This is a genomic window from Nocardia sp. NPDC058658 (assembly GCF_042716665.1).
In the GTDB taxonomy this organism is placed as follows: Bacteria; Actinomycetota; Actinomycetes; order Mycobacteriales; family Mycobacteriaceae; genus Nocardia.
Map to the genome: position 1 here is coordinate 1 of NZ_JBHXRR010000025.1, position 12,059 is coordinate 12,059.

At 67.6% G+C, this 12,059-nt stretch carries 13 protein-coding genes and 1 pseudogene; 9 read left to right on the forward strand and 5 right to left on the reverse strand.

The window, feature by feature from the left end:
• Positions 1-122 (forward strand): annotated as a pseudogene (locus tag ACFWUP_RS26300) (IS30 family transposase); the annotation flags it as partial.
• Between the two features lie 62 nt (positions 123-184).
• Here ACFWUP_RS26300 and ACFWUP_RS26305 read toward each other — a convergent pair.
• Positions 185-2,563, reverse strand: a complete 2,379-nt coding sequence (locus ACFWUP_RS26305; protein ID WP_379238652.1) for a penicillin-binding protein — start codon at positions 2,561-2,563, stop codon at positions 185-187.
• Positions 2,564-2,946: 383 nt separating this feature from the next.
• Here ACFWUP_RS26305 and ACFWUP_RS26310 point away from each other — a divergent pair, with 383 nt between their 5' ends.
• Positions 2,947-3,270, forward strand: coding sequence for a WhiB family transcriptional regulator (locus ACFWUP_RS26310; RefSeq protein WP_379238653.1), 324 nt, complete (start codon positions 2,947-2,949; stop codon positions 3,268-3,270).
• A 114-nt stretch (positions 3,271-3,384) separates the two neighbouring features.
• Here ACFWUP_RS26310 and ACFWUP_RS26315 read toward each other — a convergent pair whose 3' ends face one another.
• Together ACFWUP_RS26315 and ACFWUP_RS26320 are read right to left on the reverse strand one after the other, a co-directional pair.
• A complete protein-coding gene (locus ACFWUP_RS26315) occupies positions 3,385-4,518 on the reverse strand; it encodes an ArsA family ATPase (RefSeq protein ID WP_379238654.1) in 1,134 nt (377 codons plus the stop codon).
• Positions 4,515-5,552: an ArsA-related P-loop ATPase gene (locus ACFWUP_RS26320; protein ID WP_379238655.1), complete on the reverse strand. Its 1,038-nt coding sequence runs from the start codon at positions 5,550-5,552 to the stop codon at positions 4,515-4,517. The genes ACFWUP_RS26315 and ACFWUP_RS26320 overlap by 4 nt, the downstream gene beginning before the upstream one ends.
• A gap of 59 nt (positions 5,553-5,611) precedes the next feature.
• Between ACFWUP_RS26320 and ACFWUP_RS26325 the strand changes: the two genes are divergently transcribed.
• The 3 genes from ACFWUP_RS26325 to ACFWUP_RS26335 are packed head-to-tail and all read left to right on the forward strand — an operon-like array spanning position 5,612 to position 7,041.
• Positions 5,612-5,773: a DUF4177 domain-containing protein gene (locus ACFWUP_RS26325; RefSeq protein ID WP_266297640.1), complete on the forward strand. Its 162-nt coding sequence runs from the start codon at positions 5,612-5,614 to the stop codon at positions 5,771-5,773.
• 2 nt (positions 5,774-5,775) lie between these two features.
• The gene (locus ACFWUP_RS26330; RefSeq protein WP_211300352.1) at positions 5,776-6,237 is read left to right on the forward strand and encodes a RidA family protein; all 462 of its coding nucleotides are present in this window, start codon (positions 5,776-5,778) and stop codon (positions 6,235-6,237) included.
• Between the two features lie 9 nt (positions 6,238-6,246).
• Positions 6,247-7,041, forward strand: a complete 795-nt coding sequence (locus tag ACFWUP_RS26335) for an MBL fold metallo-hydrolase (protein WP_379238656.1) — start codon at positions 6,247-6,249, stop codon at positions 7,039-7,041.
• Positions 7,042-7,238: 197 nt separating this feature from the next.
• Here ACFWUP_RS26335 and ACFWUP_RS26340 read toward each other — a convergent pair whose 3' ends face one another.
• Positions 7,239-7,913: a Crp/Fnr family transcriptional regulator gene (locus ACFWUP_RS26340; RefSeq protein ID WP_040703546.1), complete on the reverse strand. Its 675-nt coding sequence runs from the start codon at positions 7,911-7,913 to the stop codon at positions 7,239-7,241.
• A gap of 253 nt (positions 7,914-8,166) precedes the next feature.
• Entirely contained in the window at positions 8,167-8,409 is a 243-nt protein-coding gene (locus tag ACFWUP_RS26345; RefSeq protein ID WP_379238657.1) for a hypothetical protein, read from the reverse strand.
• Positions 8,410-8,654: 245 nt separating this feature from the next.
• Between ACFWUP_RS26345 and nth the strand changes: the two genes are divergently transcribed.
• The 4 genes from nth to ACFWUP_RS26365 are packed head-to-tail and all read left to right on the forward strand — an operon-like array spanning position 8,655 to position 11,995.
• Positions 8,655-9,335 (forward strand): endonuclease III, encoded by a 681-nt coding sequence (gene nth / locus ACFWUP_RS26350; RefSeq protein ID WP_379238728.1) that lies wholly within the window; start codon positions 8,655-8,657, stop codon positions 9,333-9,335.
• Entirely contained in the window at positions 9,332-10,036 is a 705-nt protein-coding gene (locus ACFWUP_RS26355) for a TlpA family protein disulfide reductase (RefSeq protein ID WP_379238658.1), read from the forward strand. Before nth ends, ACFWUP_RS26355 begins: the two co-directional genes overlap by 4 nt.
• Positions 10,037-10,076: 40 nt before the next feature.
• Positions 10,077-10,805 carry an NUDIX hydrolase gene (locus tag ACFWUP_RS26360; RefSeq protein WP_379238659.1) on the forward strand — a complete coding sequence of 243 codons (729 nt, stop codon included), beginning with the start codon at positions 10,077-10,079 and terminating at the stop codon, positions 10,803-10,805.
• Positions 10,802-11,995 carry a MarP family serine protease gene (locus ACFWUP_RS26365; RefSeq protein ID WP_379238660.1) on the forward strand — a complete coding sequence of 398 codons (1,194 nt, stop codon included), beginning with the start codon at positions 10,802-10,804 and terminating at the stop codon, positions 11,993-11,995. The genes ACFWUP_RS26360 and ACFWUP_RS26365 overlap by 4 nt, the downstream gene beginning before the upstream one ends.
• Positions 11,996-12,059 lie beyond the last annotated feature (64 nt).

Consider the following 12,059-nt stretch of genomic DNA (forward strand, 5'->3'; position numbering starts at 1 on the left):
ATCTGAGCGTGTTCGGTCCTGCCGATCTCGAGCACGTCGCCCAGGAGCTCAATGGTCGTCCACGCAAGACGCTCGGCTGGGATACCCCAGCCGAGCGTCTGCGTGATCTACTTACCGTCTAACACCAGTGGTGTTGCGACGACCCCTTGAAACCGCCAAAGTTGGACGGCGGCCTTTCGCGTGACTAGCGCGGTACCGGGATGGGGATCGGTGGCAGGCGCGGAATCTGGGGCAGCCCCGGCACCACCGGCGCGGGCGCGGCGGGCGGCGGAGTCGTCGGCGCGGGCACCCGGACGGTGCCGTCACTGATGTAGATCGTGACCACCGAGCCGGGAATGGCCGAGCCGTTCGGCGAACTGCCCATCACCGTGCCCTTGGCCTGCGACCCGGCCCCCGTCACCGCGGAGACCTGGAAACCGGCGCCGGACAGGATCGCGGTGGCCTCGCCCTGCGACTTGCCCGCCACATCGGGGACCTGCGAATTGTTCGCGCCGCGGACGTACTTGTCGTCCACCGGCGGCAGCGCGGGCGGCGGGTACCTGTCCATCAACGGCTTGATGGCGTTGAACCAGGTGCGGGCCGGTTCGTTACCACCGAACAGGCCGTTGGCGTCGCTGGCACCGCAGTTGCGCAGCGGGAACGAGCAGATCTCGCCGGGGGTCGGGCTGTCGCCGTAGACGTAGACCGAGGAGGCCAGCGAGTTGGTGAAGCCGAGGAACGCCGAGGAACGGTGGCTCTCGGTGGTACCCGTCTTGCCCGACATCGGCGCCGACCAGCCCGCGGCACGCGCCGCGCCCGCCGCGGTACCGCTGGTGTCGTCCTTGCTCATCGCGTTGGCGAGGGTGTTGGCCAGACCGGGGTCGACCACCTGCTCGCAGGCCTGCTGGGTGAGCGGGACGGTCTTGCCGCTGCGGTCGACGACCTCCTTGATCGGCGAGGGCGGGCACCACTTGCCGCCCGAACCGAGCGTGGCGGCCACATTCGTCAGTTCGAGGGGGTTGATCGCGAACGGGCCGAGGGTGAACGAACCCATGTTGTTGTCTTTGATGTGGTCGGCCAGGCTCGTGTTGCCGCGTCCGGAAGTGCCCGGGTCGGTGTAGGCCCGCATGCCGAGGCGCACGGCCATGTCCACTGCGGCTTCGACGCCGACGTCCTGGATCATCTTCACGAAGGTGGTGTTGGGCGAGGTGGCCAGTGCGTCGGTCACCGACATCGACCCCGGATAGGCGCCCGCGTTCTTGACGCACCACGAGTCGGCCGGGCAGCCGGGCGAGTTCGAGTAACCCATGCCGCGGGCGGCGTAGGTGCCGGGAACGTCCACCTGGGCGGCGATGCCGAGGCCCTTCTCCATCGCGGCGGCGGTGGTGAACAGCTTGAAGATCGAGCCGGCGCCGTCACCGGCCATCGAGTACGGCTGGCCGAGCAGCGTCTCGTTGGCGTCGCGGTTGAGGCCGTAGGTGCGGCTCGACGCCATCGCGAGGACGGGGTGCGAATCCTGGCCGGGCGCGACCACCGACATGACCTCGGCGATGTTGTCGAGGTTCGGGTCGGCCTGCTCGTTCACCGAGCGCTTCACCGATTCCTGCAGCACCGGATCGAGGGTGGTCCTGATCAGGTAGCCGCCCTTGTCGATCTGCTCGCGGCTGATCCCCGCCTCGGCCAGGTACTGCAGCGCGTAGTCGCAGAAGAAGCCCTTGTCGTTGGCGGAGATGCACCCGCGCGGCAGGCCCTTGGGCTCTGGCAGCACGCCGAGCGGTTCGGTCTTGGCCTTGCGGAACTCCTCGGCGCGGTGCGGGATGTTCTGGATCAGCGTGTCGAGCACGGTGTTGCGGCGGTCGGTCACGCCCTGCACGTTGGTGTACGGGTTCAGCTTGGAGCTGGACTGCACCATGCCGGCGAGCATCGCCGACTGCGTGATGTTGAGCTGGGAGGCATCGATGCCGAAGTAGGTCTGGGCGGCGTCCTGGATGCCGTAGGAGCCGTTGCCGAAGGGCACCAGGTTCAGGTAGCGGGTGAGGATCTCGTCCTTGCTCAGCTCGCGGTCCAGCGTGAGCGCCATCCGGATCTCGCGCAGCTTGCGCGCCGGTGTGGTCTCGATCGCGGCGCGCCGCTCGGCGTCGGTCTTGGCGACCACGAGCAGGTTGAAGTTCTTCACGTACTGCTGGTCCAGGGTCGAGGCGCCCTGCTGCACCGCACCGGAGGAGGTGTTGGTGAGGAACGCGCGCAGCGTGCCCTGCCAGTCCACGCCCTTGTGGTCGGCGAAGCGTTTGTCCTCGATGGACACGATCGCCAGCTTCATGTTGTTGGAGATCTTGTCGCTCGGGACCTCGAAGCGGCGTTGCTCGTAGAGCCATGCCAAGGGCGACCCGTTCGCGTCGACCATGGTGGAGACGGCCGGAACCGTGCCCTCCACCAGTTCGGCTGAGACGTTGTCGACGGCATCGGCGGCGCGGTTGGAGATGAACCCGAACCCACCGGCCAAGGGGAACAACAGCCCAGCGACAAGCACGGCGGCCAGCGCGCAGCTGCCGGCCAGCCTCGCGAGCGTTTGAGTGATCGGCACGAACCCAGAGTAGAGGGTGGGGTCGACAGGTTCATGGGTGTGCTGCGCGACCGCTCGGTAAGGCGCGATGTCCGGCGGATGCCAGGGGGGTTGCTCGGGCGTGTCAACAAAATGATCACATCGGCGTGTCGCGACCGGCCACGCCGGTGATCAGGGCTACTGCGGGGTTCTTCCCCGATTTGAAGGGACGGTCGTACCAAAAAATCGGGGGGCGGTCTTGCGCAATCGCCATACCTTTACCTAGATTGAGTACCCAGTGTGATAGAGCTAACACTCAAAGTGGAATGTGGTGCGGACCGCAGCGGTAGTTGGGTTGCTGTGATCCGCGCTCGCGATTCTGGAGCGCCGCACAACGGTGTTCGGACTGCAAAGGGGCACATCAAATGCACATCACAACCCCCATCGCCCGACTGGATGTAGAGCAGGCCGAGGCAAGGATCGCTTGGGTTGCCCAGGCGCGATGCAAGGAAGTGGACCCTGATCAGCTGTTCGTTCGCGGTGCGGCACAGCGCAAGGCGGCAACCATCTGCCGTCACTGCCCGGTGCTGATGCAGTGTGGAGCCGACGCACTCGACAACCGGGTCGAGTTCGGTGTGTGGGGCGGGATGACCGAGCGGCAGCGACGTGCGCTGCTGAAACAACATCCTGACGTGACGTCCTGGTCTGAATTCTTCAACGCCCAGCGCCAGCACCAGGTAGCGATCTAGCAGGTCGATACCGGACCGTTATCACAAACGGCGCCGAGACCGCGTGGTTTGCGGAATCGGCGCCGTTGGTGGGTGTCGGGGAATTGTGAGCTATAGCTGATTTGTCTGATTCGATCAGGCTGAAGCGGGGGTACCTGTCAGCTGATCGCCGACCGCGCGCAGTGCCGCGAGGTCGGAGACCTCGAACGGCAGCGCCGTCACCGAGACGATCCGCACGCTCGGATGCGCACCGGTGAAACGATGCAGCAGTCGCCGCTCCCGCGCCGCCATCGACACCCGATCGGCGTGGATGCGCAGCACCGAGGCGGTCAGCGGGTCGGAATCGGCCAGCTGGTCCGCGGCGGTCATGGCGTGATCACCGGACAGCTCCGACAGCGCGGGGTGCGTCCGGTTCAGCACCAGCCCCGCCAGTGGCATCTGCTCGGTCGAGAGCCGGTCGACGAAGAACGACGCCTCGCGCAGCGCGTCCGGTTCGGGCGCCGCGACCACGAGGAAGTGGGTGCCCGGCTTGGACAGCATCGCGAAGGTGCGCTCGGCCCGGTCCTGGAACCCACCGAACAGCGATTCCAGCGACTGCAGGAACGTCGAGGCGTCCTTGAGCATCTGCCCACCGACGATGGTCGACACCCCGCGCATCGCCAGGCTCATCGCCCCGGTGACGAACCGGCCGACCCCGCGCCCCGGCGCCATGATCAACCGGATCATCTTGCCGTTGAGGAAGGTACCGAGCCGCTTGGGCGCATCGAGGAAGTCCAGCGCGTTGCGCGAGGGGGGAGTGTCGACCACGATCAGGTCCCACTCCTTGCGCGCGGCCAGCTGACCGAGCTTTTCCATCGCCATGTATTCCTGCGTGCCACCGAACGACGACGCCACCGTCTGATAGATCGGATTGGCGAAGATCTGCTCGGCCTTGTCGGCGCTGGTGTGCTCGAGCACCATGTCGTCGAAGGTGCGGCGCATGTTCAGCATCATCGCGTGCAGCTCACCGGGCACCTCGGGACCGAGATCGACGCGCTGCGGGCTGTTGTCCAGTTCGGCGACGCCGAGCGACTGCGCCAGCCGACGCGCCGGGTCGATGGTCAGCACCACCACTTTCCGCCCCGACTCCGCCGCTCGCAGCGCGATCGAGGCCGCGGTGGTGGTCTTGCCGACCCCGCCGGAGCCGCAGCACACGATCACCTTGGCGTTCGGATCGGCGATGATCTCGGAGACGTCCAATAAGGGCGGGGTGGAAACGTGCTCGCTCATCGGACTCCCTGCGCGGATAGCTGTTCGGCCAGTTCGTAGAGGCCACCCAGGTCGATGCCGTCGCCGAGGGCGGGCAGGGACAGCTGGGGGACATCGATCTGCGCCAGTTCGGCGGCACTGGCGTTCTGCGCGGTCAGCACCGTCGCGTGGTCGACCGTTTCGGCGATCAGACCGTCGAAGTCCGCTTCGGACAGGGTGATTCCGGCCTTGGCCAGGCCCGCGGTGATCGCGGTGGTGTCGAGTTCGCCCGCCACGGCGGCGTCGCGTTCGGCGGGGGACAGTTCGGCGGTGGCCGCCCGGTTGACGATCACCGTGCCGATCCGCAGATCGTCGGCGGTGAGCTCGGCGATCGCGTCGGCGGTCTCCTGCACCGGCAGCGCCTCGAGCAGCGTGACCAGGTGGACCATCGTCTGATCCGAGTGCAGCAGCTTGGACACACCGACGGCCTGCGAGGCGATCGGGCCGCCCTTGGCGATCTCGGCCATGGCCGTGGTGACGTCGAGGAAACTGGCGATCCGGCCGGTCGGCGGCGCGTCGACGACGATGTCGTCATAGGCGGGCTTGCCGTCCTTGCCGGTCCGCACCACGCACTCTTTGATCTTGCCGGTGAGGATCACATCGCGCAGACCAGGGGCGATGGTGGTGACGAACTCGATGGCGCCCATCCGGCGCATCGCCCGGCCCGCGAAGCCCAGGTTGTAGAACATGTCGAGGTATTCGAGGAACGCGTACTCGATGTCGAGGGCAAGCGCCGTCACTTCGCCGCCGCCGTCGGCGCTGGCGATATGGGTCTCGGTGGGCGGCAACGGTGGCCGGTCGAACAACTGCGCGATCGACTGGCGACTCTCCACCTCGACCAGCAGCACTTTGCGTCCCCCCGCGGCGAGCGCGAGTGCGAGTGCGGCCGAAACGGTCGACTTGCCGGTACCCCCCTTGCCGGTGACGTAGTGCAACCGGGCCTTGGCCGCGCGCTGTGGCCATCCGGTCGACGGTTCGGGAACCGACGAAACCGGCTCTGTTCTTGGTGCTCCCACGTCGCCGAGCCTATAACCCGTTTCTCCCTGACGTTCGGGGTGAGCCCTAAACTCACACCATGAGTGAAGTCACCCGTTGGGAGTACGCGACCGTGCCGCTGTTGACGCACGCGACGAAGCAGATCCTCGATCAGTGGGGGTCCGACGGCTGGGAGCTGGTCTCGGTGCTGCCGGGACCGACCGGCGAACAGCACGTCGCCTACCTGAAGCGGCAGAAGTAGCCGTGGCCACCGCGTGGAAGGACGCGCTCGACCGGCTCGGTGTCACGCTGCCGCCGGTCGCCGCTCCCGTCGCGGCCTACATCCCCGCTGTGCGCACCGGTTCGCTGGTGTACACCTCCGGCCAGCTGCCCTTCGTCGACGGTGAACTGTCGGCGGTCGGCAAGGTCGGGGCCGAGGTGGATGTGGAGCAGGCCAAGGAGGCCGCTCGGCTGTGCGCGTTGAACGCGCTCGCGGCCGTGCACGATCTGGTCGGGCTCGATCAGGTGGTGCGGATCGTGAAGGTCGTCGGATTCGTCGCCTCGGCGCCGGGGTTCAGCGATCAGCCGATCGTGATCAACGGTGCGTCGGAGTTCCTCGGTGAGGTGTTCGGCGAGGCGGGCGTGCACGCGCGTTCGGCCGTCGGCGTCTCCGAGCTGCCCAAGAACACGCCCGTCGAGGTGGAACTGATCGTCGAGGTCGGATAGGCAGCCGTCATGGCACTGGAACACCCTGCGTACAGCCAGGTCAGACGTGTCACCCCGACGGCATCGGTGCTTTTGGCCGACAACCCCGGTCAGATGACGCTCGACGGCACCAACACCTGGCTGTTGCGCGGCCCGGACAGCGACTCGTATGTGGTCGTGGATCCGGGACCGAAGGACAAGAAACACACGGCCGACCTCGTCGAAGCCACCGGCGGCCGGATCGCGTTGACCCTGATCACCCATCACCATCCCGATCACACCGGCGGCATCGATCACCTGGTGAAAGCCACCGGGACGCCGGTGCGTGCGATGGGTCCGAAGTACCTGCGCGGTGAGGTCGAGCCGTTGGTCGACGGTGAGGTGATCGAGGCCGCGGGCCTGCGGATCACCGTGCTGGAAACCCCAGGTCACACCAGCGATTCGGTGAGCCTGCTGCTCGACGACGCGGTCCTCACCGGTGACACGGTGCTCGGCCACGGCACCACCGTGCTCGAGTCCTCCACCGGCGCGCTGGCGAGCTTCCTCGCGTCGCTGGAAAAGCTGCGGGAGCTGGGCGCGGGCAAGGTTCTGCTGCCCGCGCACGGGCCCGATCATCCCGATGCGGCACCGGTCGTGCAGTACTACCTCGACCATCGGCGCGAGCGGCTTGATCAGGTGCGGGCGGCGCTGGCCGAATTGGGTTCGGATGCGGGCGCTTTCGCGGTCGTCCGCAAGGTGTACGCCGATGTGGACAAACGGCTGTGGCCCGCGGCGCGCAGCTCGGTGCAGGCTCAACTGGAGTACCTGCGGGCAGAACAGCGTTGAACGCCTTTCGATCGCAGGCACCTGTAGGTGCCTGCGATCGGAAAGCGTTCGAAAACCCCGGCGTCCCAGCGGCCCGACAGATCTCGCAAGCACATGGGTAACTCACCGGGCACGGGCTGACCCCGCCACCCACCGAGTCTGGCCGCCCGCACCACCTTCCCCGTACCTAAGTCTGGCCAAGAAACGCGGGGAGGCGGCTACCGTGCGCGACGTGCCAGACGCTCGGAATCCGAGATCAGCACGCTCTTGCCCTCGAGGCGCAGCCATCCGCGATGTGCGAAGTCGGCGAGCGCCTTGTTGACGGTTTCCCGGGAAGCGCCGACCAGCTGGGCGATCTCTTCCTGGGTCAGGTCGTGGGTCACGCGCAGCGCGCCCGCTTCCTGGGTGCCGAAACGCTGTGCGAGCTGCAGCAGCGCCTTGGCGACGCGACCCGGCACGTCGGTGAAGATCAGGTCGGCGAGGTTGTTGTTGGTGCGGCGAAGGCGTCGTGCCAGCACGCGCAGCAGCTGCTCAGCGATCTCGGGGCGCTGATCGATCCACGACTTGAGAGCGTCGCGATCCATCGTCACGGCGCGGACCTCGGTGACCGTGGTGGCGGTCGAGGTACGCGGGCCCGGGTCGAAGATCGACAGTTCACCGAACATGTCGGACGGACCCATGATGGTCAGCAGGTTCTCCCTGCCGTCCGGGGACCGTCGGCCGATCTTCACCTTGCCCGTCGTGATGATGTACAGCCGATCGCCGGGTTCGCCCTCGTTGAAGATGACGTGGCCGCGCGGAAAATCTACCGGCTGCAACTGCTTGGCGAGCGCGGCCACCGCGGTGGGCTCGACGCCTTGGAAGATGCCTGCTCTGGCGAGGGCCTCGTCCACGAATGTGCTCCTTATGGGATATGGCTTGCGAACCTGGTCGAGCGAATCGACCAACCGCGCAGTCTACGCGGCATTCCGGCACCGCAGTGACAGACACCACGTAAAGAGTGGATTGCGCGATGTGCGCACAGTGTGAATCGATCGGTCAGCTTGCCCTGGGAATCCAATCGTCAGTGCCCGATCGGGGCGGGCCCATCGGTCAGCTTGCCCTGGGAATCCAATCGTCAGTGCCCGATCGGGGCGGGCCCATCGGTCAGCTTGCCCTGGCCACGTCCAGATCGGAGTCACGGGAGCGGCGCTTGCGCACGCGCGCCACGGCGGCGGGCAGGCCGAGCTTCGTCAGCTCTTTCACTTCGGCGTTGCTGGCGTTGTCCAGGTACTGCTGAACCTCTTCGTCGGGTTCGAGAAGCTTTCGGAGCCGATTCTCGACCCGCTCCATCCCCAGCGCGAACAGCATCAACAGCACTGGGAAGAGCACCACAGCGAGTCCTTGCATGACTGGCAGTAAACACGGTCCAGGTCTCAGATGGAACACAGCGGGCAATCTGGCCCGGCAATGTTGTCGTAGTGGTTCCGTATGGTGAACGAGTGCCTGTTTCCCCTGCCTCCGCCGCCGCGGGCGACGCCGATTCGGCAGCGGTCACGCCCGCCGAACCCACCGGGATCTCCGCTGCTCGAAAGCGCAAGAACCGTGCGATAGCTGCGGAAACGCGGATCGGGCTCGTCCGTCGCGCCCGCCGGATGAACCGCACCCTCGCCGAGGCGTTTCCCGACGCCCACTGCGAGCTGGATTTCACCACTCCGCTGGAGCTGGCGGTCGCGACGATCCTGTCCGCCCAGTGCACCGACGTGCGGGTGAACCTCACCACACCGGCGCTGTTCGCGAAGTACCGCAGCGCCTACGACTACGCGCAGGCCAATCGGGTGGAGCTGGAGGAATACATCAGGCCCACCGGCTTCTACCGGAACAAGACCAGCTCGCTCATCGGCCTCGGCCAGTCGCTGGTCGAGAAATTCGACGGTGAATTGCCTCACACCCTGGACGAATTGGTGAAATTGCCCGGAATCGGGCGCAAAACCGCCAACGTCATCCTCGGCAACGCCTTCGATGTGCCCGGCATCACCGTCGACACCCACTTCGGCCGTCTGGTGCGCCGCTGGAAGTGGACCGACGAGGAGGATCCGGTCAAGGTCGAGCACGCGGTCGGCGCGCTGTTCGAGCGCAAGGACTGGACGATGCTCTCGCACCGGGTGATCTTCATGGGCCGTCGCGTGTGCCATGCGCGCAAGCCGGCCTGCGGGGCGTGTGTGCTCGCTCCCGACTGCCCCTCGTTCGGTCTCGGCCCGACCGATCCGGCGGTGGCTGCGGCATTGGTGAAGGGGCCCGAGCGCGAACACCTGCTGAACATGGTCGGCCTGTGAGCGAGCCTTCGCTGCTGCGGCGGCCAGCGCTGCGCTGGGCGCTCGCCGTGGTGATCGTGGTCGTCGCGGCGACGGTGGCGCTGTGGCCGCGCGAGGGTTCCGAGACCACGGGCCCGGTGTCGCAGACTTCGCAACAACAGTCGGGCGTGTCGGCCCAGGAGCGCGCGACCGCGGGGTTGGCGCCGTGCCCGGGATCGGCAGCGCCAGGATCGGGTCCTGGGGCGACCGACTCCGGCCCGATAGCGACCGGGTCGCGCACACCGGCACCCGGATCAGGACCGCTCGCCGGACTCGCGCTGACCTGTCTGGCCGACGGCAAACCGGTCAACCTGGCTGCGGCGCTGGCGGGCAAGCCCGCGCTGCTCAACCTCTGGGCCTACTGGTGTGGGCCCTGTGCCGTCGAACTTCCGCACCTGCAGGAATTCGCGCAGCGGGCGGGTTCGGCGCTCACGGTGATGACGGTGCACAGCGATCCCGACGAAGCGAAGGCGTTGTCACGGCTCGGTGGGCTCGGCATCACTTTGCCGGGCGTCGAGGACCCGAAGGCCGCGGTGCGCGGTGCGGTCGGTGCGCCCGCGGTACTGCCCGTTTCGGTGCTCGTGCGGGCCGACGGCACCATCGCGAGTGTGGAAGTGCGTACCTTTGCCGACGTGGCCGACATCGCGGATACGGTAGCCGCGAAGCTCGGGGTCACGGTATGACAGAGGACGTGATGGTGGCGTGCGGATCGAAGGCGATGGCGTGAACGATGTAGCGAGGCTCGACGATGCCGCCGTTCCCTCGTGGTTGCGCACCGCGATCAGAACCGGCGGCCCCGACGCCGACGACACCCTCGCCAAGTCCCGCATGTTGCGCCGGGCCATGTCCGTCACGGGCAAACCACGCCAGGCCGCGGTGCTCGTGCTGTTCGGCGGATCCGCTGAGCCCGACGAGACCGCGCCGGGCGGCCTACCCGCCGACGCCGACGTGCTGCTCACCCAGCGCGCCTCGACCATGCGCCAGCACGGCGGCCAGATCGCCTTCCCCGGCGGCGCCGCCGACCCCGGCGACGACGGCCCGGTCGGCACCGCGCTGCGCGAAGCCGTCGAGGAAACCGGACTCGACCCGGCCGGTGTCGCGCCGTTCGCCGTGCTGCCGAAACTGTTCGTCCCACCGTCGAAATTCGACGTGACCCCGGTGCTCGGCTACTGGCGAGCACCCAGCGAGGTTCGCGTGGTGGATCAGGGCGAAACCGAGCGTGTCGTGCGTGTGCCGCTCGCCGAATTGCTCGATCCGGCACACAGATTCATGGTCCGTGGCAGTCTCGGCTACCAGAGCCCCGCGTTCGGAGTCGATGGCATGTTGGTGTGGGGACTCACCGGCGGTATCCTCGCCGGCATCATCAAATCCGCTGGGTGGGAACAAGACTGGGATCGGGGCGACGTGCGTGACCTGGAGAGCTCGCTGGCTGCGGTCGGAATGACCCTGTGACCGCGTCGGTATGGCTCGATATCGCGGTGGTGTTGATCGCGCTGGTCGCGGCTTCCACCGGGTGGCGGCAGGGCGCGGTGGCGTCGGCGTTGGCGTTCTTCGGTGTCGCGCTCGGCGCGGTCGCCGGCATTCTGATCGCACCGCACATCCTCAAACACCTCAGTGAGGGTCGTAGCCGGTTGCTCGGCGGCATTCTGTTGATCGTGCTGCTGGTGATCGTGGGCGAGGTCGCGGGCATGGTGCTCGGCCGGGCCGCGCGCACCAGCATCCGTCAGCCCGTCGCCCGCAGTGTGGACAGCGTGGTCGGCGCGGCATTGCAGGCGGTCACCGTGCTGGTCGCGGCCTGGCTGCTCGCGCTGCCGCTGGCCACCGCCTCCCAACCCGCGGTCGCCGCCGCGATCAACGGCTCGAGGGTGCTCGCCGACGTCAACTCGGTCGCACCCGACTGGTTGCGCAAGGTCCCCAACGAATTCTCCAAGCTGCTCGACACCTCCGGGCTGCCCAATGTGATCGGCCCGTTCGGCCGAGCCCCGATCGCCGCCGTGGAACCACCGGATCCGTCCGTGCTGGCGAGCCCGGTGGCGGCTTCGCTGCAGCAAAGCGTCCTGCGCATCCGCGGCACCGCACCCAGTTGCCAACGGGCCCTGGAAGGTTCGGGCTTCATCGTCGCGCCGGAACGCGTGATGACCAACGCCCACGTCGTAGCCGGCACCAACACCGTGTCGGTCGACACCGCCCGCGGCGCCCTCGACGCCACCGTGGTCCTGTTCGACCCGTCCAAGGACATCGCCGTCCTGGCCGTCCCCGGCCTCACCGCCCCCGTACTGAACCAGGCCCCCGAGCCCGCGAGCTCCGGCGAAAGCGCGATCGTCCTCGGCTACCCCGGCGGCGGCCCCTACACCGCCAGCGCCGCCCGAGTCCGCGAAACCCTCGACCTCACCGGCCCGACCATCCACCGCGACGGCACCGTCGAACGCGAGGTCTACACCGTCCGAGGCCAGGTCCGCGCAGGCAACTCCGGCGGCCCCCTGGTAGACGCCGAGGGCCAACTACTCGGCGTGGTCTTCGGCGCGGCGGTCACCGACGACGACACCGGCTACGTCCTGACCCTGAACGAAGTCGCCTCCGAACTAGCCGCCGCCGCCCCCAGCACCACCGCCGTGGACACGGGAGCCTGCGTACTGAGCTGATCACACCCTGGGTCGGGTAATCACCAGGAAGTCTCTACCAAAGGGGCCCCGAAGGGACCCGCTC

Coding starts and splice junctions, on each gene's coding strand:
- ACFWUP_RS26325 (WP_266297640.1), top strand. CDS start 5,612: ATGAGTGAAGTCACCCGTTGGGAGTACGCGACCGTGCCGCTGTTGACG.
- ACFWUP_RS26345 (WP_379238657.1), bottom strand. CDS start 8,409: ATGCAAGGACTCGCTGTGGTGCTCTTCCCAGTGCTGTTGATGCTGTTC.
- ACFWUP_RS26315 (WP_379238654.1), bottom strand. CDS start 4,518: ATGAGCGAGCACGTTTCCACCCCGCCCTTATTGGACGTCTCCGAGATC.
- ACFWUP_RS26310 (WP_379238653.1), top strand. CDS start 2,947: ATGCACATCACAACCCCCATCGCCCGACTGGATGTAGAGCAGGCCGAG.
- ACFWUP_RS26335 (WP_379238656.1), top strand. CDS start 6,247: ATGGCACTGGAACACCCTGCGTACAGCCAGGTCAGACGTGTCACCCCG.
- nth (WP_379238728.1), top strand. CDS start 8,655: ATGAACCGCACCCTCGCCGAGGCGTTTCCCGACGCCCACTGCGAGCTG.